The sequence below is a fragment of the Streptomyces sp. Ru62 genome (genome assembly GCF_002920615.1).
Lineage (GTDB): Bacteria > Actinomycetota > Actinomycetes > Streptomycetales > Streptomycetaceae > Streptomyces.
The window spans coordinates 102,868-122,702 of the sequence record NZ_PQSU01000004.1 but is presented as its reverse complement, the minus strand read 5'-3'; the positions used below and the strand labels follow the sequence as shown (position 1 = coordinate 122,702).

At 72.2% G+C, this 19,835-nt stretch carries 21 protein-coding genes; 8 read left to right on the top strand and 13 right to left on the bottom strand.

The genetic code is table 11. The annotated features are described in order from the left end of the window. Nucleotides 1-10 precede the first annotated feature (10 nt). Complete coding sequence (locus C3492_RS06790; protein ID WP_103810826.1) at nt 11-1,438, top strand: MFS transporter; 1,428 nt, start codon at nt 11-13, stop codon at nt 1,436-1,438. Nucleotides 1,439-1,543: 105 nt separating this feature from the next. After that, the gene (locus C3492_RS06785) at nt 1,544-2,596 is read left to right on the top strand and encodes a chitinase (protein ID WP_103810825.1); all 1,053 of its coding nucleotides are present in this window, start codon (nt 1,544-1,546) and stop codon (nt 2,594-2,596) included. Nucleotides 2,597-2,663: 67 nt separating this feature from the next. Here the strand turns inward: C3492_RS06785 and C3492_RS06780 are convergent, their stop codons facing one another. Beyond that, on the bottom strand, nt 2,664-4,046 hold the full coding sequence (locus C3492_RS06780; protein WP_014672583.1) for a glycine--tRNA ligase: 1,383 nt from the start codon (nt 4,044-4,046) through the stop codon (nt 2,664-2,666). A 160-nt stretch (nt 4,047-4,206) separates the two neighbouring features. On the opposite strand from C3492_RS06780, the gene C3492_RS06775 reads away from it, so the two are divergent. Genes C3492_RS06775 through C3492_RS06760 form a run of 4 tightly spaced genes read left to right on the top strand, consistent with a single transcriptional unit; the run spans nt 4,207 to nt 7,350 of the window. Next, complete coding sequence (locus C3492_RS06775; protein WP_103810824.1) at nt 4,207-5,187, top strand: metal ABC transporter substrate-binding protein; 981 nt, start codon at nt 4,207-4,209, stop codon at nt 5,185-5,187. 11 nt (nt 5,188-5,198) lie between these two features. Further along, nucleotides 5,199-5,969 (top strand): metal ABC transporter ATP-binding protein, encoded by a 771-nt coding sequence (locus C3492_RS06770; RefSeq protein WP_103810823.1) that lies wholly within the window; start codon nt 5,199-5,201, stop codon nt 5,967-5,969. Continuing rightward, on the top strand, nt 5,969-6,871 hold the full coding sequence (locus C3492_RS06765) for a metal ABC transporter permease (RefSeq protein WP_103810822.1): 903 nt from the start codon (nt 5,969-5,971) through the stop codon (nt 6,869-6,871). Before C3492_RS06770 ends, C3492_RS06765 begins: the two co-directional genes overlap by 1 nt. Before the next feature lie 59 nt (nt 6,872-6,930). Further along, nucleotides 6,931-7,350 (top strand): Fur family transcriptional regulator, encoded by a 420-nt coding sequence (locus C3492_RS06760; RefSeq protein WP_103810821.1) that lies wholly within the window; start codon nt 6,931-6,933, stop codon nt 7,348-7,350. A 22-nt stretch (nt 7,351-7,372) separates the two neighbouring features. Here the strand turns inward: C3492_RS06760 and C3492_RS06755 are convergent, their stop codons facing one another. From C3492_RS06755 to recO, 3 genes are read right to left on the bottom strand one after another with little or no spacing between them, the layout of a single operon-like run. Then, entirely contained in the window at nt 7,373-8,698 is a 1,326-nt protein-coding gene (locus C3492_RS06755; protein ID WP_103810820.1) for a histidine-type phosphatase, read from the bottom strand. A gap of 40 nt (nt 8,699-8,738) precedes the next feature. Then, nucleotides 8,739-9,587, bottom strand: coding sequence for an isoprenyl transferase (locus C3492_RS06750; protein WP_103810819.1), 849 nt, complete (start codon nt 9,585-9,587; stop codon nt 8,739-8,741). A 30-nt stretch (nt 9,588-9,617) separates the two neighbouring features. Continuing rightward, a complete protein-coding gene (gene recO / locus C3492_RS06745; RefSeq protein ID WP_103810818.1) occupies nt 9,618-10,364 on the bottom strand; it encodes a DNA repair protein RecO in 747 nt (248 codons plus the stop codon). Nucleotides 10,365-10,501: 137 nt separating this feature from the next. Between recO and C3492_RS06740 the strand changes: the two genes are divergently transcribed. After that, the gene (locus tag C3492_RS06740; protein WP_258055537.1) at nt 10,502-11,032 is read left to right on the top strand and encodes a flavin reductase family protein; all 531 of its coding nucleotides are present in this window, start codon (nt 10,502-10,504) and stop codon (nt 11,030-11,032) included. Between the two features lie 41 nt (nt 11,033-11,073). After that, complete coding sequence (locus C3492_RS06735; protein WP_103810816.1) at nt 11,074-12,177, top strand: Gfo/Idh/MocA family protein; 1,104 nt, start codon at nt 11,074-11,076, stop codon at nt 12,175-12,177. Between the two features lie 69 nt (nt 12,178-12,246). Here the strand turns inward: C3492_RS06735 and C3492_RS06730 are convergent, their stop codons facing one another. From C3492_RS06730 to C3492_RS06690, 9 genes are all read right to left on the bottom strand, one after another. Continuing rightward, nucleotides 12,247-13,011: a thioesterase II family protein gene (locus C3492_RS06730; protein WP_103810815.1), complete on the bottom strand. Its 765-nt coding sequence runs from the start codon at nt 13,009-13,011 to the stop codon at nt 12,247-12,249. Nucleotide 13,012: 1 nt separating this feature from the next. Then, entirely contained in the window at nt 13,013-13,780 is a 768-nt protein-coding gene (locus C3492_RS06725) for a 4'-phosphopantetheinyl transferase superfamily protein (RefSeq protein WP_103810814.1), read from the bottom strand. After that, the gene (locus C3492_RS06720) at nt 13,777-14,178 is read right to left on the bottom strand and encodes an acyl carrier protein (RefSeq protein WP_103810813.1); all 402 of its coding nucleotides are present in this window, start codon (nt 14,176-14,178) and stop codon (nt 13,777-13,779) included. The genes C3492_RS06725 and C3492_RS06720 overlap by 4 nt, the downstream gene beginning before the upstream one ends. Before the next feature lie 93 nt (nt 14,179-14,271). Then, nucleotides 14,272-15,306, bottom strand: a complete 1,035-nt coding sequence (locus C3492_RS06715) for an AvrD family protein (protein WP_103810812.1) — start codon at nt 15,304-15,306, stop codon at nt 14,272-14,274. A 2-nt stretch (nt 15,307-15,308) separates the two neighbouring features. Then, a complete protein-coding gene (locus tag C3492_RS06710; protein ID WP_103810811.1) occupies nt 15,309-15,590 on the bottom strand; it encodes a phosphopantetheine-binding protein in 282 nt (93 codons plus the stop codon). Continuing rightward, nucleotides 15,584-16,363, bottom strand: coding sequence for an SDR family NAD(P)-dependent oxidoreductase (locus C3492_RS06705; RefSeq protein ID WP_103810810.1), 780 nt, complete (start codon nt 16,361-16,363; stop codon nt 15,584-15,586). The genes C3492_RS06710 and C3492_RS06705 overlap by 7 nt, the downstream gene beginning before the upstream one ends. Then, nucleotides 16,360-17,706, bottom strand: coding sequence for a class I adenylate-forming enzyme family protein (locus C3492_RS06700; protein WP_103810809.1), 1,347 nt, complete (start codon nt 17,704-17,706; stop codon nt 16,360-16,362). Before C3492_RS06700 ends, C3492_RS06705 begins: the two co-directional genes overlap by 4 nt. Next, the gene (locus tag C3492_RS06695; protein WP_103810808.1) at nt 17,703-18,503 is read right to left on the bottom strand and encodes an HAD family phosphatase; all 801 of its coding nucleotides are present in this window, start codon (nt 18,501-18,503) and stop codon (nt 17,703-17,705) included. Before C3492_RS06695 ends, C3492_RS06700 begins: the two co-directional genes overlap by 4 nt. Nucleotides 18,504-18,933: 430 nt before the next feature. Next, the gene (locus C3492_RS06690; protein WP_103810807.1) at nt 18,934-19,788 is read right to left on the bottom strand and encodes an MBL fold metallo-hydrolase; all 855 of its coding nucleotides are present in this window, start codon (nt 19,786-19,788) and stop codon (nt 18,934-18,936) included. Between the last annotated feature and the right edge of the window lie 47 nt (nt 19,789-19,835).

The window sequence follows — 19,835 nt, the reverse complement described above, 5'->3', positions numbered from 1 at the left end:
GCTCGGGAGCATGAGTGAAACCGTCACCGCCCCCGCCGTCCGGCCGACGGCGGCGCCGCCCGCGCTCACCGGGCCCGGGCTGTTCACCGTCCTGCTGGCCGCGGCGCTGCCGCTGGTCGACTTCTTCATCGTCAACGTCGCCCTGCCGACCATCGGCGCCGATCTCGCCGCGGGCGAGGCCGTGCTGGAGCTGGTCGTCGCCGGGTACGGGGTCGCGTACGCCGTGCTGCTCGTGCTCGGCGGGCGGCTCGGGGACCTGTTCGGCCGGCGCCGGCTGTTCCTCGCCGGGATGGCCGCCTTCGGGCTCACCTCTCTGGCCTGCGGACTCGCGCCCGGCGCCTGGAGCCTGGTCGCGGCGCGGGTCGCGCAGGGCGCCTCCGCCGCCGCGATGCTGCCGCAGGTGCTCGCCACCATCCAGTCCGCCACGAGCGGCGCGCGCCGGGCGAAGGCCATGAGCCTCTACGGCGCCACGGCCGGGCTGTCCATGGTCGCCGGGCAGATCCTCGGCGGGGTGCTGGTCGCCGCGGACATCGCCGGGACCGGGTGGCGGGCCATCTTCCTCGTCAATGTGCCGGTGGTCGTACTGGGTCTCGTGCTCGCCGCCCGGTTCGTGCCGGAGACCCGGTCGCAGCACCCCGAGCCCGTGGACGGGCCGGGCACCGTGCTGCTCGCGGTGTCCCTGCTGACGCTGCTCGCGCCGCTCACCGAGGGCAGGGCGGCCGGCTGGCCGCTGTGGACCTGGCTGTCACTGATCGCGTTCCCCTTCGCGGCGGGCGCGTTCTGGGTGGTGGAGCGGCGGGCGGACCGCTCGGGGCGGACCCCGCTGGTGCCGCCGAGCCTGTTCCGGGTGCCGTCCATGCGGCGCGGTCTGGAGCTGATGGTGCCGTTCTCCATCGGCTTCAGCGGGTTCATGTTCATCATCGCGCTGGCGTTGCAGCAGGGTGCCGGGCTCGGGCCGGTGCCGGCCGGGCTGGCGCTGGCGCCGATGGCCGTGGCGTTCCTGCTCGTCTCCCTGGCCGGGCCCCGGCTGATCGCCCGTTTCGGCACCCGGGTGGTCACGGCCGGATCCGTGCTCCAGGGCGTGGGCGTGCTGCTGATCGTGCTGGCCGCGTGGCGGGACTGGCCCCGGCTGGACGTCGTCTCGCTGCTGCCGGGCGCGGCGGTGGCCGGTGCGGGGCAGGCGCTCCAACTGCCCAACATCATGCGGCTGGTGATGTCCGAGGTGCCGCCCGCGCGGGCCGGGGTCGGCAGCGGGGTGATGGTCACCACGCAGCAGTCGGCGCTGGCGCTGGGGGTGGCCACGCTGGGCACGCTGTTCCTGACCCTGGTCCCGCATCTGGGCATGCGGGACGCGCTGGTCAGCACGTTGCTGGTGCAGTTGGGCGGGATCGTGCTGACGGGGCTGCTGAGCCTGCGGCTGCCACGGACGGTGGGCTGAGCCCGGCGGGCTTTTGGTCCAGACCTATTGACGAGAGGTCTGGACCACGAGCAGTGTCATGTCTGCGACATGGCTCACGCTCACCGACCCCCACCGGGAGGCCCCATGCTCCGCCGTACCCTGCGCGTCCTCACCGCCGCGCTCACCTCGGCCGTTCTCGCCCCGCTGGTGATCGCCACCGCGCCCGCCGCCTCCGCCGCCGACACCTGCGCGGTCAAGCCGAGGCCGGCGGGCAAGGTGCTCCAGGGGTACTGGGAGAACTGGGACGGCGCCGCGAACGGGGTCCACCCGCCCTTCGGCTGGACCCCGATCACCGACTCCCGCATCCCCGCCCACGGCTACAACGTGATCAACGCGGCCTTCCCGGTGATCCGCTCCGACGGCACGGCCCTGTGGGAGGACGGCATGGACGCCGGCGTGAAGGTGGCCACGCCGGCCGAGATGTGCGCGGCCAAGGCGTCCGGCCAGACGATCCTGCTGTCCATCGGCGGTGCGGCGGCCGGTATCGACCTCAGCTCCGCCACCGTGGCCGACCGCTTCGTCGCGACGATCGTGCCCATCCTGAAGAAGTACAACTTCGACGGCATCGACATCGACATCGAGACGGGCCTGGTGGGCAGCGGGACCATCGGCCAACTGTCCACGTCCCAGGCCAACCTGATCCGCATCATCGACGGGATCCTCGGGCAGATGCCGGCGGGCTTCGGCCTGACGATGGCCCCGGAGACGGCGTACGTCACCGGCGGCAGCGTCACCTACGGCTCCATCTGGGGCGCGTACCTGCCGGTCATCAAGAAGTACGCGGACAACGGCCGCCTGTGGTGGCTGAACATGCAGTACTACAACGGCAGCATGTACGGCTGCTCCGGCGACTCCTACGCGGCCGGCACGGTGCAGGGCTTCACCGCCCAGACCGACTGCCTGAACAAGGGCCTGGTGGTGCAGGGCACGACGATCAGGGTGCCGTACGACAAGCAGGTGCCCGGCCTGCCCGCCCAGTCCGGCGCGGGCGGCGGCTACATGTCCCCGTCCCTGGTCTCCCAGGCGTGGAGGCACTACGGAACGTCGCTCAAGGGCCTGATGACGTGGTCGGTCAACTGGGACGGTGCGAAGAACTGGACCTTCGGCGACAACGTCAAGGCGCTCCAGGGCCGCTGAGCGGGGGCGGACACGCGGATGCCGGACGAGTCCGCGCTGGCGGCTCGCCCGGCATCCGGCGGTGTGACTAGGCGCCCACGAGACGCTGGGCCAGGTAGCCCTCGATCTGGTCGAGCGACACGCGCTCCTGCTTCATGGAGTCACGCTCGCGGACGGTGACCGCGTTGTCCTCCAGCGTGTCGAAGTCGACGGTCACGCAGTACGGCGTACCGATCTCGTCCTGGCGGCGGTAGCGGCGGCCGATGGCACCGGCGTCGTCGAACTCGATGTTCCAGTTCTGCCGCAGCGCCTGGGCGAGGCCCTTGGCCTTCGGGGACAGCTCGGGGTTGCGCGACAGGGGCAGCACGGCGACCTTCACCGGGGCCAGGCGGTGGTCCAGGCGCAGCACCGTGCGCTTCTCCATCTTGCCCTTGGCGTTGGGCGCCTCGTCCTCGACGTAGGCGTCGAGCAGGAAGGCCAGCATGGTGCGGCCGACACCCGCCGCCGGCTCGATGACGTACGGCGTCCAGCGCTCGCCGGCCTCCTGGTCGAAGTAGGAGAGGTCCTGGCCGGAGGCCTTGGAGTGCGCCGAGAGGTCGTAGTCGGTGCGGTTGGCGACACCCTCCAGCTCGCCCCACTCCGAGCCGCCGAACTGGAAGCGGTACTCGATGTCGGCGGTGCGCTTGGAGTAGTGGGAGAGCTTCTCCTTCGGGTGCTCGTACCAGCGCATGTTCTCCTCACGCAGGCCCAGGCCGGTGTACCAGTTCCAGCGCTGCTCCATCCAGTACTCCTGCCACTGCTCGTCCTCGCCCGGCTTGACGAAGAACTCCATCTCCATCTGCTCGAACTCGCGGGTGCGGAAGATGAAGTTGCCCGGCGTGATCTCGTTGCGGAACGACTTGCCCATCTGGGCGATGCCGAACGGCGGCTTGCGGCGCGAGGTGGTCTGCACCTGGGCGAAGTTGGTGAAGATGCCCTGGGCGGTCTCGGGGCGCAGGTACGCGACGGAGCCGGAGTCCTGGGTCGGGCCGAGGTGCGTGGAGAGCAGACCCGAGAACTGCTTGGGCTCGGTGAACTGGCCCTTGTTGCCGCAGTTCGGGCAGTTGATGTCCGCGAGGCCGTTCGCCGGGGCGTGGCCCTTCTTCTCCTCGTACGCCTCCTCCAGGTGGTCGGCGCGGAACCGCTTGTGGCACGCGGTGCACTCGGTCAGCGGGTCCGTGAAGGTGGCGACGTGGCCGGAGGCCACCCAGACCTCGGGGGCCAGGATGACGGACGAGTCGATACCGACGACGTCCTCGCGCGACGTCACCATGTAGCGCCACCACTGGCGCTTGATGTTCTCCTTCAGCTCGACACCGAGCGGTCCGTAGTCCCAGGCGGCACGCTGTCCGCCGTAGATCTCACTGCAGGGGAAAACGAAGCCACGGCGCTTGCTCAGGCTGACGATGGTGTCGATCTTGTCGGCGGCCACGGTGCTCTCTTCATTACGACGACGGGCGTTGAAGCGAGATGCTTCCAGCGAATGATTCAGGTTACCGGCGCATGCTCCCCCACGACCAAATCGGCCCCTGCCCAGACCGCCTGACGAGCGTTGTTGACAACGGTTTCCATGTTTGTTGAAAATGACTGTCATGAACGTACGACGACACACCCGCCCCCGCGCGCGGCGCCTCATACCCGCCGCCGCGGTCGCCGCGGCCACCGCCCTCGGGATCGGCACGCTGTCCGCCTGCTCCGGCGACAAGGCGGTCGCGGCCAACACGAGCAAGTTCGACGTCGTCGCGTCGTTCTACCCGATGGCCTTCCTCGCCGACCGGATCGGCGGGGACCACGTCCACGTCACCACCCTCACCTCGCCCGGCCAGGAACCGCACGACCTGGAGATCAGCCCCCAGCAGATCGCCTCGCTGGAGGAGTCCGACGCGGTGCTGTATCTGAAGGACCTCCAGCCGTCCGTCGACGACGCGGTGGCCCAGTCCTCGGTCAGGACCAAGATCGACGCGGCCTCCCTGACCACGCTGGAGGACCACGGCAACGAGGTCGGCGGCCACGCGGCCGAGCACGACAGCCACGAGGACGGGGAATCCACCGGCAAGGACCCGCACCTGTGGATCGACCCGGTGCGCTACGCCCAGGTCGCCGAGGGCGTCGGCAAGGCCTTCGAGAAGGCCGACCCGGAGCACGCCGCCGACTACAAGAAGAACACCGCCGCCCTGGTGAAGCAACTGAACGACCTGAACACCGAGTTCAAGGACGGCCTCGCGCACACCAGGAGCAAGGTCTTCATCACCACGCACGCCGCCTTCGGCTACCTCGCCGAGCGCTACGGCCTCACCGAGGAGGCCATCAACGGCCTCGACCCCGAGTCCGAGCCGAGCGCCGCCCGGGTCAGGGACCTGGAGAAGATGGCCAGGGCCGACGGCGTCTCCACGGTCTTCTACGAGACGCTCGTCAGCGACAGGACGGCCAAGACCATCGCCCACGACACGGGGCTGAAGACCGACGTCCTCGACCCGATCGAGGGCATCACCGGCAAATCCCGCGGCAAGGACTACTTCGCGGTCCAGCGGGCCAACCTCAAGGCGCTCCAGCAGGCACTGGGCGCCAAGTGACAGGAGACGAGATGACCAGCGAGCCTGTCATAGCCCTGCGCGGCGTGACCGCCGAACTCGGCGCGCGCCCCGTGCTGCGCGGCATCGACCTCACCGTCGGCCGCGGCGAGGTCGTCGCGCTGCTCGGCGCGAACGGTTCCGGCAAGTCCACGGCGATCCGCACGATCATCGGCCAGGTGCCGGTGAGCGGCGGCACGATCGAGCTGTTCGGCACCCCGCGCCGGTCCTTCCGGGAGTGGGCGCGCGTGGGCTACGTGCCGCAGCGGACGACGGCCGCGGGCGGGGTCCCGGCGACGGTCACCGAGATCGTCTCCTCGGGCCGCCTGTCCCGCACCCGCTTCGGCGTCTTCCGCAGGAGCGACCGGGAGGCCGTGCGCGCCGCCCTGGAGCTGGTCGGCATGGCGGACCGCGCCAAGGACTCCGTGAACGCCCTGTCCGGCGGCCAGCACCAGCGGGTGCTGATCGCCCGCGCGCTGGTCGCCGAGCCCGAGCTGCTGATCATGGACGAGCCGATGGCGGGCGTCGACCTGGCCAGCCAGGAGATCCTGGCCCGCACCCTGAGGCAGCAGGTCGAGGCCGGTACGACGGTCCTGCTCGTGCTGCACGAGCTGGGCCCGCTGGAGCCCCTGATCGACCGGGCGGTCGTCCTGCGCGACGGCTGCGTGCTGCACGACGGCCCGCCCCCGCGCGCGGTCGGCCAGCACGCGCTGCCCGGCCACGACCACGTACACCCGCACGCTCCGGCGGGCGCCGAACCGATCCGCACGGGACTGCTGAGCTGATGGACTTCCTGAACTACGCCTTCATGCAGCGGGCGCTGCTGGCCGCCGTGCTGGTCGGCATCACCGCGCCCGCGATCGGCATCTACCTGGTCCAGCGCCGCCAGGCCCTGATGGGCGACGGCATCGGACACGTGGCCATGACGGGCGTCGGCCTCGGCTTCCTGCTGTCCACGTCCCCCGTGTGGATGGCGACGGCCGTCTCCGTCCTCGGCGCGGTCCTGATGGAACTGATCCGCTGGTACGGCAGGACGCGCGGTGACATCGCCCTGGCCATGCTGTTCTACGGCGGTATGGCCGGCGGTGTGATGCTGATCAACCTCGCGCCGGGCGGCTCCACCGCCAACCTGGTGTCGTACCTGTTCGGCTCCCTGTCGACGGTGTCCCAGTCCGACGTGACCGCGATCTGCGAGCTCGCCGCGTTCGTCCTGCTGGTCACGCTGGGCCTGCGCCGCCAGTTGTTCGCGGTCAGCCAGGACGAGGAGTTCGCCCGGGTCACGGGTCTGCCGGTGCGCGCGCTGAACCTGCTGACGGCGGTCACCGCGGCCGTCACCGTCACGGTCGCCATGCGGGTCGTCGGCCTGCTGCTGGTGTCCGCGCTGATGGTCGTCCCCGTGGCGGCGGCACAGCAGCTCAGCCGCAGCTTCACCGTCACCTTCGTGATCGCGGTGGCGATCGGCGTGGTGGTGGCCGTCAGCGGCACGGTCACGTCGTACTACCAGGACGTCCCGCCCGGCGCCACGATCGTCCTGCTGACCATCGCCGCGTTCCTCGTGCTGACCGCGCTGGCCGGCCCGCTGGCCCGGCGACGCGCCCGCGCGGCCGCCGCGGCCCAGCCCGCCGGGGACCCCGCGGAGTGCGCGATTCCGGTCGCGCGGGGCGCCGGCGACGAGGTCGGCGTCTGACCGCCGACAGCCCGGGCTGGCAGAATGGCCCGGGCAGCAGCAGACGTGAGGAGGCAACGGTGACGACCGCTGGACCGCCCGTGAAGGGCCGCGCGACCCGCCAGCGTGCAGCCGTGGCGGCGGCCCTGGACGAGGTCGACGAGTTCCGCAGCGCGCAGGAACTGCACGACATGCTCAAGCACAAGGGCGACTCCGTCGGCCTGACCACGGTCTACCGCACCCTCCAGTCCCTCGCCGAGGCCGGCGAGGTCGACGTCCTGCGCACGTCCGACGGCGAGTCCGTCTACCGCCGCTGCTCCAGCGGCGAACACCACCACCACCTGGTCTGCCGCGCCTGCGGCAAGGCGGTGGAGGTGGAGGGCCCGGCGGTGGAGAAGTGGGCCGAGGCGATCGCCGCCGAGCACGGTTACGTCAACGTGGCCCACACGGTGGAGATCTTCGGCACGTGTGCCGACTGCGCCGACTGCGCCCAGGGCTGACCGCCGGCCCGCCCGCTCCGGCTCACCTCCGCCCGAAGCAGCGCTCCAGCTCGTGCAGGTCGTAGAAGGCGCTGCCCTTCGCGACCGGACGGCAGCCGGCCCTGAACGCCGTCTCCTTCTCGTTGTAGAGCATCCGCACCAGCCAGCGGTCTCCCTTGCGGAAGACGTCCCACTGGATGTTGGCGCCCAGCGGGGAGACGGCGGCGCCCCGCCACGGGTTGTCCGCGTAGGTGTACGGCTCCCCCGGCGTCGCCGGCTGGGTGCTGCCCGGCAGACCCATCAGCGCGGCCAGCGGAATGATCTCCTCGGCGTGGGTGAAGCGCAGCTCGGCGCCGAGGCGGCTGGTGCCGGCGCGCTTGGCCTCGACCTGCCGGAACAGGTCGTCCAGCAGGACGTCGGCCATCTTGTAGGTGATGTCGCTGTCGGCGAAGCCGGGACCCTTCTCGTAGAAGTCCTCGGCGTCCCCGAGGTACCCGAACCAGGCCGCGTCCGTACGGGAGACGAACCGCTCCATGCCCCAGCCCGTGCCGCCCGGACTCTCCTCGATCATCGCGGGGGCGATGGCGTACAGGTTGTAGACGGCCTCCGCGGCACCCACCTGGTCGGTGATCCGCTCCACGAAGGCGTCCTTGAAGATCTTCCGCAGCACGCTGCGGGCGGCCTGCCGCGTCCTGGGCTGGTCGGTGATCCGGCTCAGGGTGTCCTTGAGGCGCTGGTCGCCCGCGATGTAGTCGCGGTAGGCGGCACCGCCCGCCGCCTTGTGGAAGTACAGCAGGTCCTTGTCGGTGCGGGCCGGACCGATGAGCGGCTCCAGCGCCGGGTCGGCCTCGGTGAGGGCGTCCGTGAACGCGGTGCCGCTGTCCACGGCCCGCCCCTGCCCCGAGCTGACGACGTCGATCCGCTCCCCGTCGTCCGCGATCTCCTTGAACAGGGCGGGCAGCCGCCGCTGCATGCGTACGGCCGTGTCCGCCAGCTCCCGCTTGCCGCGCCCGCTGAGGTTGCCGTAGCCGACCTTGGCCATGGCGGCCTCCAGGGCGCGGACCGTCGGACCGAACTCCTCCCCCTTGCCGGTGAGTTGTCCCTCCGCCTCGGCCTGGTCCCACAGCGCGAGGACCAGGTCCCCGTCCTCGCTGTCCGTGGCCGCGCGGGAGCCGTGCCGGGAGACGTTCTCGGTGAAGACCGGCTCGAACCCGGCCGGGGGCCGCTGGTGACCGCGCGGGTCCTGCTGCGGCGCGTAGGGCGCCTTGGTGCCGTAACTCTCGCGGTGCGCGGGCCCTTCTCCCGCGTGCGCGGGCAGGGCGGTGAGCAACAGGGCACCGAGGGCGAGGACAGGGGTCAGACGTCTCATGAGTCCCGTATCCTCTGCGGCCCGCGTGAACCCCGGGTGGCTAGGAGGTGGACCCGCCCTTCATGGCGGCCTCCATGGCGAGCAGTTCCTCGTTCGGGACCGCGCCGCCGAAGCGGCGGTCGCGGGAGGCGAACTCGACGCAGGCCCGCCACAGGTCACGGCGGTCGAAGTCGGGCCACAGCACGTCCTGGAAGACCATCTCGGCGTACGCGCTCTGCCAGAGCAGGTAGTTGGACGTGCGCTGCTCGCCGCTGGGCCGCAGGAACAGGTCGACGTCCGGCATGTCCGGGTAGTACAGGTACTTCTGGATGGTCTTCTCGTTGACCTTGGACGGATCGAGCCGGCCCGCCTTCACGTCCTCGGCGAGCCGCTGCGCCGCGTCGGCGATCTCCGCGCGGCCGCCGTAGTTCATGCAGAAGTACAGGGTGAGCAGGTCGTTGCCCTTGGTCTGCTCCTGGGCGACCTGGAGCTCCTTCGCCACCGACTTCCACAGCTTGGGCATCCGGCCCACCCAGCGCACCCGGATGCCCAGCTCGTCGAGCTGGTCGCGGGTCTTGCGGATGAAGTCGCGGTTGAAGTTCATCAGGAAGCGGACCTCGTCGGGCGACCGCTTCCAGTTCTCGGTGGAGAAGGCGTACAGGGAGATGTTGCGGACGCCGATCTCGATGGAGCCCTGGAGCACGTCCAGCACCCGTTCGGCGCCGACCTTGTGCCCCTCGGTGCGCGGCAGCCCCCGCTCCTTGGCCCACCGCCCGTTGCCGTCCATGACGATCGCCACGTGCTCCGGGACCAGCTCTCCCGGGAGCTTGGGCGCGCGGGCACCGGACGGGTGCGGCTCCGGCGCCTTGTACTCGCGCCGCTGGCGCCCCAGGATCCCGCGTACGACCATGTCCTTCTCGTCTCCTCGACCGTGCCGTGCTTACTTCTCTACGTACCGCAGGGAGCGCAGCCCGCGCTCCAGGTGCCAGTGCAGGTAGGCGGACACCAGCCCGCTGCCCTCGCGGACGTACCGCGCCTCGCACGCGTCCGCCGTCTCCCAGTCTCCCGTAAGCAGCGCCCCCAGCAGTACCAGGGTCTGCGAGGACGGTACGACACTGCCGGGCACCCGGCAGTCGGCGCAGACGGAGCCTCCGGAGGCCACGGAGAAGAACCGGTTCGGGCCGGGCATCCCGCACTTCGCGCAGTCGCTGAAGCTGGGCGCGTAGCCGTTGACGGCGAGGGAGCGCAGCAGGAAGGCGTCGAGGACGAGGTGCGGCGCGTGTTCGCCCCGGGCGAGCGTCCGCAGGGCCCCGACCAGCAGCAGGTACTGCTGGACGGCCGGTTCGCCCTCGTGGTCCGTGAACCGTTCGGCCGTCTCCAGCATGGCGGTCCCGGCGGTGTAGCGCGCGTAGTCGGTGACGATCCCGCCGCCGTAGGGCGCGATGGTCTCGCTCTGTGTGCACAGCGGCAGTCCGCGCCCGACCAGCTCGCTGCCCCGCGCGAAGAACTGCACGTCGACGTGGGAGAAGGGTTCCAGCCGGGCGCCGAACTTGGACTTCGTACGCCGCACGCCCCGGGCGACGGCCCGCACCCGGCCGTGGCCGCGCGTGAGCAGCGTGATGATCCGGTCCGCCTCTCCCAGCTTCTGGGTGCGCAGCACGATGCCGTCGTCGCGGAAGAGACTCATGGCTCCATTCTCGCCCATGCCGGGGGCGGCGCCGTCGCGCGTATTGGTGGCACCACTACTGTGCGTACGCACTTGTTACGGGTTGTCGGGGGGCCAAGGATGGACGCATGCCCTCGTCGACAGATTCCGTCAGCCGCGTGAGCAGCGTCAGCGGCGTCCGCCAGGTCAGTCCGGTCAGCCAGGTCAGCCAGGTCAGCCACGAGGAATTCCGCGCCACGCTGGGCCGGTTCACCACCGGGGTCGTCGCGGTGACCGCGGTCCGCGCGGGCGATGCCACGCCGGCCGGCCTCGCGGTGAACTCCTTCACCTCGGTGTCCCTCGATCCCGCGCTCGTCCTCTTCTGCATCGCCCGGACGAGCACCAGCTGGCCGCGGGTCCGGGCCGCGGAGCGCTTCTGCGTCAACATCCTCGGGGCGGACCAGCGCGAGCTGAGCAGCCGCCTGGCCACGAGCGGCGCCGACAAGTTCCGGGACGTCCGGTGGAGCACCACACCGGCCGGGACGCCCGTGCTGGACGGCGCCATCGGATGGCTGGAGTGCTCGGTGGAGGCCGAGTACCCGGCCGGGGACCACGACGTCGTCATCGCCCGTGTCCACCGGCTCAGCAGCCGTGAGGACGGGGCGCCGCTGGTCTTCTACCGCGGGTCGTACGAGCGGCTGGCCGCCTGATGAACAGTTTTCCGGACCAACAGTTGGTGGGTTGACCCTTGATGACACAGAGCACCGGTTCCCCCAGGCCCCTAGGAGTCGGCATCGTCGGTCTCAGCGCCGACGGCGGCTGGGCTGCCCGCGGGCACCTGCCCGCGCTCGCCGCGGTGGAAGGATTCGAGCTGCGCGGTCTGGCGGCGTCCTCGCCCGAGGCCGCGCGGCGCTCGGCCGAGAAGTACGGGGTGCCGCTGGCCTTCACCGACGTCGCGGAACTGGCCGCCCACGACGACATCGACCTCGTCGTGGTCGCGGTCAAGGTGCCCCGGCACCGCGAGCTGATCGAGCCCGCGCTGGAGGCCGGCACGATGGTGCTGAGCGAGTGGCCGCTGGCCGTCGGCTCGCAGGAGGCGGAGGCGCTGGCCGCGCTCGCCGAGCGGCGCGGGGTGCGCACCGCGGTCGGTCTGCAGTCCCGTTCCGCGCCGGCCGTGCGGTACCTGCGGGACCTGATCGCGCAGGGGTACGTGGGCGAGGTGCTGTCCACCACCCTGGTGGGCTCCGGCGGCGGCTGGGGACCGGTGGTGGGCTCCCGCGGCGCGTACACGGCCGACCGGACCAACGGGGCCACGCTGATGACGATCCCGTTCGGGCACACCCTGGACGCGCTGACGATGTGCCTGTCGGGCTTCGCCGGACTGACGGCCACCACGGCCACGCGCCGCGGCACGGTGCGGGTCGCGGAGACCGGGGAGTCGCTGCCGCAGACCGCCGAGGACCAGATCGCCGTGTCCGGTGTGCTGGAGAGCGGCGCGGTCGCCTCCCTGCACTACCGGGGCGGTTCCAGCCGGTCCACCAACCTCCTGTGGGAGATCAACGGCACCGAGGGCGACCTGGTGGTCACCGGGGACACCGGGCACCTCCAGTTCGGCCGGTTCACCCTCCGGGGCGCCCGGGGCGACGAGGAGCTGTCCGTGCTGCCCGTCCCCGACGAGTACCAGCTCGTGCCCGGGGTGAGCGGGCCGGCGTCGCCGGTCGCGCACGCCTACGCCCGGTTGCGCGCCGACATCGAGGAGGGCACCCGGACCGTGCCCGACTTCCGGCACGCGGTCGGGCACCACCGGCTCCTGGAGCGGATCGCGCGCGCCGCCGGGACGGGCGTGCGTCAATAGCTGCACCGCACACACGGCGCAGTCCCCCGGGCCGGGCGGCCCGGGGGACTGCGCCGTGCGCCGGGGCGGTCAGGGTGCCGCGCGGTCACCGGCGAGCAGCGTCCGGCAGGCTCCGACCAGGCGCGCGGAGACGTCCTCGGCGTGGTCGAAGAGGTAGAAGTGCCCGCCGGGCCAGAGGTGACAGCCCATCGGCCGCCGGGTGTACGCCGACCAGCGGCGGAGCAGGTGCGGGGGCGCCAGCGGGTCGTCCTCGCCGCCGAACACCGACAGGGCCGTCCGCAGCGGCGGGCCGTCGGTGTACTCGTAACTGCCGACCACCTCCAGGTCCTGGCGCACGGTCCGCGCCACGAGTTCGGCGAGGGCCGTGCGGTGGTCGGCCCCGGCGGGTGTGCCGCCGAGGCCGTGCAGGTACCGCAGCACGCGGTGGGCCGGCCAGCCGGCCGGGGCGGCGGCGCGGGCGGTACCCTCGCTCACGGGCGGCGGGACGGCCGACACCCCGAGCCAGCGGGGGCCCAGGGCCTCGGCCTCCAGCCGCCGTACCAGCTCGAACGCCAGCAGGGCCCCCATGCTGTGGCCGAAGACGGCGTAGGGGCCGGTCAGTTCGGGTCGCAGCGCGTCGCCGAGATGGTCCACGGCCTCGCGGGCGGTACGGCAGCGGGAGCGGGCGCGGTCGAGCAGCCGGCCCGGCAGGTCCGCGCCGAGCACCCGCCACGGGCGCGGCAGGTGGGGCAGGAGCGGCGCGAACCCGCGGGCGGAGCCGCCCGCGTGGTGCAGCAGCACCAGGGTGAAGGGCGGCTCGTGGCCGGACGGGGCGGTGATGTCGTAGACGGGCATCTCAGGCGACCAGCTCTCCGAGGAAGGTGTCCCGCTTGCCCAGGGGCATGGGCTTCTCCTTGTACAGGCAGTCCATGGGGAGCCAGTGCACCCTCAGCCGGGCGCCCGGGGGCTGGTCCCGGAGTGCGGCGGCGGCCGTGTGGCGGGGGCCGCAGGGCACGTCGTGGAGGGTCCACCGGGCGGGGTGCCGGCCGCTGTCGGCGCCTAGGTAGTCGGCGGCCAGGTCCCGGGCGAGCCCGGTGCCGATTCCCTTGAGGTAGGCCTCCTTGCGCGTCCACAGCTGCCCGAAGGCGACGGCGCCGACGCCGTCGGGACGGGCGAGCAGTTCGCCCCGCTCGTCGGGGTGCAGCGCTGGCGTGCACACCCGCACGGTGTCGCGGGAGGGGATCTTCTCGACGTCCACGCCGATCGGGACGGTGGACACACCGACGAGGGCCATGCCGGCGCTGTGGGACAGCGAGAAGTGCAAAGGGGACGCGGGTGCTTCGAGTACGGGCCTGCCGTGCGGCTCCCCGCAGCAGGGGCAGGGTGCCCGGCCGAACCGCAGTTGTCGCGGCCCGGTGTCCAGGTAGGCGCCGAGCAGCCGGCGCAGCGCGATGTGCACCGACGAGTACAGGAGGCGGCCGGCCTCGCGGCGGCAACTGCCGGCCCGCTGCCGTTCGGCCTCGTCGAGTTCGGTCAGGTCGAGTTCGCCGGTGCAGGTGCCGAGCCGGGGCTGGCGCAGCAGCCACAGATCGGCGTCGCCCGCGGCGGGCAGGGACAGTTTCACGCTGACAGGGCTCCTGCCGTGGTCGTGCCGAGCAGGTCCACGAGACGCAGGGTCAGCGCGGGGGTGTTCTCGGCTCGCAGGATCGTGGGCAGGTCGGGCGCGACGCCGAGGGCCGCCCTGATCCGCCGTTGCAGCTCCAGGCCGGTCATGGAGCCGACACCGAGGTCGGTCATGGTCTGGTGCCGGTCCACCTGCCCGGCCGGGCAGTGCAGGACGCGGCCGAGCTCCTGGCACAGGTAGTCGCCGATCAGGCGCTCCTGCCGGGCGGGGCTCGCGGCCGCCAGTTCGGTGCGGGTGGGCGGGGTCACGTCGGCCGGGAGGGTGTCGTCGTCGGGTGCGCCGGACTCGTCCGGGTCGCCGGGGGCGGTCCGGAACCAGTCGAGCAGTGCCTGATCCACTGTGCCGCAACCTCCGTTTCAGGGAGTCGGTGAGCGGTGCGCCACCGCGTCCGGGACGGACACGGCGGCGCATCCAGGGGGTGCCGCCGCGCGTCAGGCCGCGGTGGCGGCGGCCTGCGCGGGCAGTTCGTGGGCGAAGCCGCAGCGCAGCCGGACGCCGGCCAGGCCCGCCTTGATCTCGACGCTGCGCCAGATGCCGCCGCGCAGGGGCAGCAGCCGCTTGCCGGTGAGGGCGGCCTCGGCGACGACCGGCGCGTGCGGGCGGTCGGGCACCGGGAAGCCGTCCTCGGGCGCTTCCAGGACCGTCTGCATCATCCACAGGGTGTTGCTCTCGGCCCGGCTGATCGAGTCCAGCTCGTACATCAGGACCTGGACGAGCTGGAGGTTGACCACGAAGGCGTCGATGAGGGAGACGGACGGCTGGGTGTCGCCCTCGATGCCCTCCCGGCCGGCGTCCGGCTCCGGCGCGAAGTGCACGTCGGCCCGGGCGGCGAGGGCTTCGAGGTCGACGCGGACGTCACGGATGAGGTGCCGCCGGTTCTTGAACCCCTCGCCCCAGAAGCGTTCCGTGCCGGGGCCGAGCGCCTTCTCCAGGCTCTCGTGGCGCGCCTCCTCCACGGTGCGGGTGGCGATGCCGTGTTCGATCTCGCACCGCACGCGCAGATTGCCGACGGTGCAGTCGTGCACGGACAGGTGCCGGGCGGACGGCCCGGGGAGCTCCTCGGTCCGCACCAGGCGGGCCGCGAGCGGGATGTCCGTCAGCTCCTCCTGGGGCGCGCCGCCGGCCCGCAGGACGACCTTGCGCAGCCGCATCCGGGTGCGGGCGGCGCCGTCGAGTCCGTAGCCGTGGGCGAGGTGGAGTTCGGCGAGCTGGACGCCGAGGACGAGCGCGTCGACGGTGCTCAGGTGGGGCCGCAGGTCGGTGCCGTCCTTCTTGCGGGACCAGTCGGCGGGATAGGTGACGTCCACCGTGGCCCGCGCGCCCGCGTCGGGGGCGTCGGCCGGGGTGACGACGACGTCCCTGACCCGGTATCCGGCGCGCTGGTAGCCGCGGGAGAAGAACCGGGTCTCGCTCGGGCCGAGGTAGTCGTCGATGGACGTGAGCGACAGCTGCCGGCCGGTTCCCACGGTCACACCCCCGCCGAGGCGGCGCGTATCGCCTCTTCGTAGACGTCGATGAGCTCGCCGACGGTGCGGACGTCGGTGATCGAGCGGTCCTCGCCGAACGGGTCGACGCCGAGTTCGGCCTCCAGCTGGAGCAGCAGCTGCGCCAGCAGCAGGGAGTTGAGGCCGGCCGTCAGCAGCGGGTCGTCCAGGGAGTAGCCGGTGCCGCCCTCCTCGTCGAGCAGGACGCTGTCGATCTCGCGCTGGACGGCTGCCCTGATGTCGGACGTCCGCGTGTTGTTCAGCATGTGATGCCTCCATCGATGACAAGGGTGTGTCCGGTGATGAACCGGGCCTCGGGCGAGGCGAGGAAGAGGACCGCCTCGGCGATCTCGTCCACGGTTCCCAGGCGGCCCAGCGGGGTGCGGTGCTGGATCTTCTCGCGGTTGCGCGAGGTGACGTCCGCGGTCATGTCGCTGTCGAAGAAGCCGGGCGTGACGGTGTTGACCCGGATGCCCAGGGGGCCGAGTTCGCGGGCCAGGGCGCGGCCGAGCCCTTCGAGGCCGGCCTTGGCCGCGGCGTACACGGCGACGCCCCGGTAGCCGCGGATGGCGTTGATGGACGACACGTTGACGATGGTGCCGCCGCCCGTGCGCGTCATGACGCGGGCGCAGGTCTGGGCCAGGTGCATGGGCGCCAGGAGGTTCGCGCCGACGAGGTCGTTCATCCGGGCGGGGGCGCCGGTCAGGAAGAGCTCCTGGTGGAGCACGCCCGCGTTGTTGACCAGCAGGTCGATCCGGCCGAAGCGGCGCGCGCTGTCGCGGGCGAACTCCCGCAGTCCGGCGAAGTCCGTCAGGTCGGCGGCGGCCCAGTGGAAGGAGTCCGGGTGCTTGCCGGCCATCGCCTCGGTGAACTCGTTGGGTCTGCGGCTGAAGGTGGCCACGCGCCGGCCGTCGGCGAGGAGCCGTTCGACCAGGACCCGGCCCAGTCCCCGGCTGCCGCCGCTGACGACGGCGACGGGGGCGCCGCGGTCGTCGGGGCCGTCGGGCGCGGGCCCGGCGGGGTCGGTGGCCGGGTTCACGCCGCGCTCCGGATCTTCTTGAAGCGGTCGGAGTGCTGGTCGTCGTCGGTGACCTCGACCAGCAGCGGCACCTTGTACGCCTCCAGCCGCCGGCTGCAGTACGTGCGGACGCGGCGGGCCACCTCCCGCGGGTCCGCCGGCTCGGTGAGCTTCACCGTGGCCTGCACCACCTGGCCGGTGATGTGGCTGTGCCGGCCGGAGACAGTGGCGTCGGCGATGATGTCCATCTCCAGGAGGACGTTCTCGACCTCGCTGGGGTAGACCTTCTCCCCGGCCACGTTGATGATCTCGGACTTGCGGCCGAGGATGCGGACGTAGTCGCCGTCGGTCTCCACCGCGTCCTGGGTGTTGAAGTACCCCTCCTCGTCGAAGGGCGCGGGCGCGTTGAGGTAGCCGAGCATGGCCATGTCGGAGCGGATCCACAGGACGCCGTCGCGGATCCGGTAGTCGAAGCCCTCGCCGCCGAGCTTCACCCAGAGGCTGTCGTTGTCGCGGGACCGGGTGGACAGGATGCCCAGCTCGGACAGGCCGTAGGTCTGCTTCAGACGGACGCCGGGCAGTGTCGCGTCGAGCCGCTGGAGCACGCCGAGCGGCATCGGTTCGGTGCCGTAGGTGATCAGTTGGAGGGTGCTGAGGTCGTGGCGTGTGTAGGCGCGCGAGATGAGCAGCATGTTCAGGAACGTGGGCGTGGTGGGCAGCACCTGGATCCGGTGGGCGGCGATCGCGGCGCACACGGTGTCGGGGGTGCGGTCGTCGATGGTGACGAGCGCTCCGCCCTGGCTGAGCGTGTGCAGCAGCGTGTTGATGCCGCCGATGTGGTCCAGGTTGAGGAAGCCGAGGGTTCGTTTGGGCTTGCGGGCCTCGCCGTACTTGCCCAGCACCTTGGCGAAGTCCAGGACCGTCGCCTTGCTGCGGCCGGTGGTGCCGGAGCTGAACAGCACCAGGCCGGGTGTCCGGGCCGCGCGCAGCCGGCCGTACAGTTCGTGGTCGGCCGTGCGGCCGGTGGCCTCGAACCGGTGCCGGCCGCCGAGGGCGTCGACGGTGACGACGGCTTCCACCTCGGCGATGTCCAGGAACTCGGACCGCTTGGCCGGGGGCAGCCGGGTCAGGGGTACGACGACGGCGCCGCGGTCGATCAGGGCGAGCAGCCCGGCGCAGACCTCGACGCTGCCGGCCCCTTCCAGGGCGACGACCTGTCCGGGCCGCACCTGCCGCGCGTCGAGGAAGGCCTTCCACCGGTCGGTCAGGGCCAGCAACTGGGCGTAGCTGTGGCTCCGGCCGTCGAAGACGATCGCGTCGGCGTCACCGAAGCTGTGCATCCGTTCGAAGAACCAGGCAGTCATGCGGTCTCCGGCATCTCGTAGCGGGTGGATGTGGTGGGGGCGAAGGACGAGTGAGGGGAGTGGAAGGCCGGGCGGGTACGGGCCCGTGCGGCACCGGGGCCGGTCCGCGGCAGCGGCAGCGCGGGCGGGGGGAGGGTGCCGGGCAGCAGGCGCCACCCGTGGGCGCGCGCCGAGGTGCGCAGCCGCGCGTCGCCGCCGACGACCACGGCGGAGCCGACGGCCTTGAGCATCGGCAGGTCGGAGACGTGGTCGCCGTACGCGACGCAGTCGTCCGGGGTGGCGCCGCGCCGGGCGAGGACGGTTCGGACGGCCTCGGCCTTGGCGGCGCCGAGCATCGGCGGGCCCTTGAGGTCGCCGGTGTGGCGCCCGTGGACGATCTCGGGCTCGGTGCACCAGACTTCCTCGACGCCCAGGTCGGCGGCGATCGGCCGGAGCGGCGCCGGGAACGACCCGGACACCAGGACGACGTGGTCGCCCCGCTCCTGGTGGCGGCGCAGCGCGGCCAGGGCCGGCTCGTGGTAGTAGCCGCCGGTGGCCAGCTCGGCCGCGAACCACGCGTCCGCCACGCCGGCGAGCACGGTGGCGTCCACCCCCTGAAGACCGCTGAAGTAGGCCCGGTTGGTGGCCTCCCTCGGGCAGCCGATCGCCGCCATGGCCTTCAGCTCGCGGCGCCGCTCCTCGTACACGCGCGGCGGGTGGCCCATGGCGGCGAGGTGGAAGGCGAGGAGGCGGAACATGCTGCCGGACGTGGTCAGGGTGCCGTCCACGTCGAAGAAGGCGACTCGCGTGCGGTTCATGGGTCGGTACGCTCCTGAGGTCTGGGGGCGAATGGGCCGGCCGCGCGCCGAGATGTCCTCCACCCGGTGTCCGGGGCTCCGCTCACATTTCCTCTGACCAGCCGGCCGTCCTCGGCCGGGGGGAATTCGGCCGGCGGGCGGAGGAAGACGCCGTGGGCCGTTCCGGCCTGCCGCCGGACGAGTCGGCCTGGGTTCCGCCGGTTCCCTGAGCACCGCCCAGGGCGATGTTCCGGCTCATGTCAGGAATCATTTCACCGGCGGCCTTCCGGCCCCAGACTTCAATGTCACCGGCTTCCCCGACGCCATCACCGAAGATGCTGCCGCCCGCACCAACACGTTCGCGCGCGGCACTTCACCACCTCGGACGCGAAAAGGCGGGCCCGGCACGGGGATTCCCCGGTGCCGGGCCCGCGTTACGGGCCGGGACGCGTTATGCGGTTCCTTCGGGCAGCGGCTCCCAGCGCGCCCCGTCCTCGCCGTGGGCGACGCGTCCGAGCTGTCCCCGCGCGAAGTGGTTGGCGAAGGCCAGGGTGTCCGGACGCGCCAGCTCGGCCAGCATCTCCTGCCGTGTGCGCACCGCCTGCTCCGGCAGGGCGTCCATCGACACCCGCCAGTCGGGGCGGGCGAGTTGGGCGGGGCTGTGGAAGACGTCGCCGAACGCGATCAGCCGCCGTCCGCCGGCCGAGAGGACGTACGCCGTGTGGCCGCGCGTGTGTCCGGGGGCGGGCCACGCGGTGACGCCGGGGAAGATCTCCTGCCCCGGGGTCACCGGGGGGCCGGCGGCCTCCGGGGGTGCGGGCCAGTCGGCCCACTCGTCCGCGGAGGCCAGCAGCGTGGCCCGCGCGAACGGGGTGGGACGGTCCGGGCCGGGCCGGAACGCCCATCCGATGTGGTCGTCGTGCAGGTGAGTGAAGGCGACGGCCTCGATGTCGGCGGGGTCACGGCCGGCCCGTGCGAGGGCGTCGGGGAGCCGTCCGCCGTGGAGGGCGCCGATGGTGTCGATGGTGTCCTCGGCCGGGATGTCGTGCGGCCCGAACCCGGCGTCGAGGAGCAGGGCCCGGCCGTCGTGCTCCACGAGCAGGCTTGCCACGGACGTCGCGAGGTAGCCCTGGTCGTCCAGGAGGCCGGGGTGGTCGTCCGTCCAGTCGCGGTCCGTCGAGTCGGGCAGCCAGCGCCGCGGGTGCAGTTGCACCGCGCCGTCGGGGACGACCGTGACGGTGTGGTCGCCCAGGCGCAGTGAACGCAGCGCGCCGGGGGGTGAGTTGAGCCCCGTGGGGAGCGGCATGGTGATCCTTCGGTGGGTGACGTCGTCGGGGCAGCCCGGGGAGGCCG

What these genes read in the sequence shown, in the direction of transcription:
- C3492_RS06695 (WP_103810808.1), bottom strand. Translation starts at nt 18,503, where the DNA reads ATGAACCGCACGCGAGTCGCCTTCTTCGACGTGGACGGCACCCTGACC.
- C3492_RS06735 (WP_103810816.1), top strand. Translation starts at nt 11,074, where the DNA reads ATGACACAGAGCACCGGTTCCCCCAGGCCCCTAGGAGTCGGCATCGTC.
- C3492_RS06750 (WP_103810819.1), bottom strand. Translation starts at nt 9,587, where the DNA reads ATGGTCGTACGCGGGATCCTGGGGCGCCAGCGGCGCGAGTACAAGGCG.
- C3492_RS06775 (WP_103810824.1), top strand. Translation starts at nt 4,207, where the DNA reads ATGAACGTACGACGACACACCCGCCCCCGCGCGCGGCGCCTCATACCC.
- recO (WP_103810818.1), bottom strand. Translation starts at nt 10,364, where the DNA reads ATGAGTCTCTTCCGCGACGACGGCATCGTGCTGCGCACCCAGAAGCTG.
- C3492_RS06690 (WP_103810807.1), bottom strand. Translation starts at nt 19,788, where the DNA reads ATGCCGCTCCCCACGGGGCTCAACTCACCCCCCGGCGCGCTGCGTTCA.
- C3492_RS06785 (WP_103810825.1), top strand. Translation starts at nt 1,544, where the DNA reads ATGCTCCGCCGTACCCTGCGCGTCCTCACCGCCGCGCTCACCTCGGCC.
- C3492_RS06770 (WP_103810823.1), top strand. Translation starts at nt 5,199, where the DNA reads ATGACCAGCGAGCCTGTCATAGCCCTGCGCGGCGTGACCGCCGAACTC.
- C3492_RS06730 (WP_103810815.1), bottom strand. Translation starts at nt 13,011, where the DNA reads ATGCCCGTCTACGACATCACCGCCCCGTCCGGCCACGAGCCGCCCTTC.
- C3492_RS06765 (WP_103810822.1), top strand. Translation starts at nt 5,969, where the DNA reads ATGGACTTCCTGAACTACGCCTTCATGCAGCGGGCGCTGCTGGCCGCC.
- C3492_RS06755 (WP_103810820.1), bottom strand. Translation starts at nt 8,698, where the DNA reads ATGAGACGTCTGACCCCTGTCCTCGCCCTCGGTGCCCTGTTGCTCACC.
- C3492_RS06710 (WP_103810811.1), bottom strand. Translation starts at nt 15,590, where the DNA reads ATGCTGAACAACACGCGGACGTCCGACATCAGGGCAGCCGTCCAGCGC.
- C3492_RS06790 (WP_103810826.1), top strand. Translation starts at nt 11, where the DNA reads ATGAGTGAAACCGTCACCGCCCCCGCCGTCCGGCCGACGGCGGCGCCG.
- C3492_RS06700 (WP_103810809.1), bottom strand. Translation starts at nt 17,706, where the DNA reads ATGACTGCCTGGTTCTTCGAACGGATGCACAGCTTCGGTGACGCCGAC.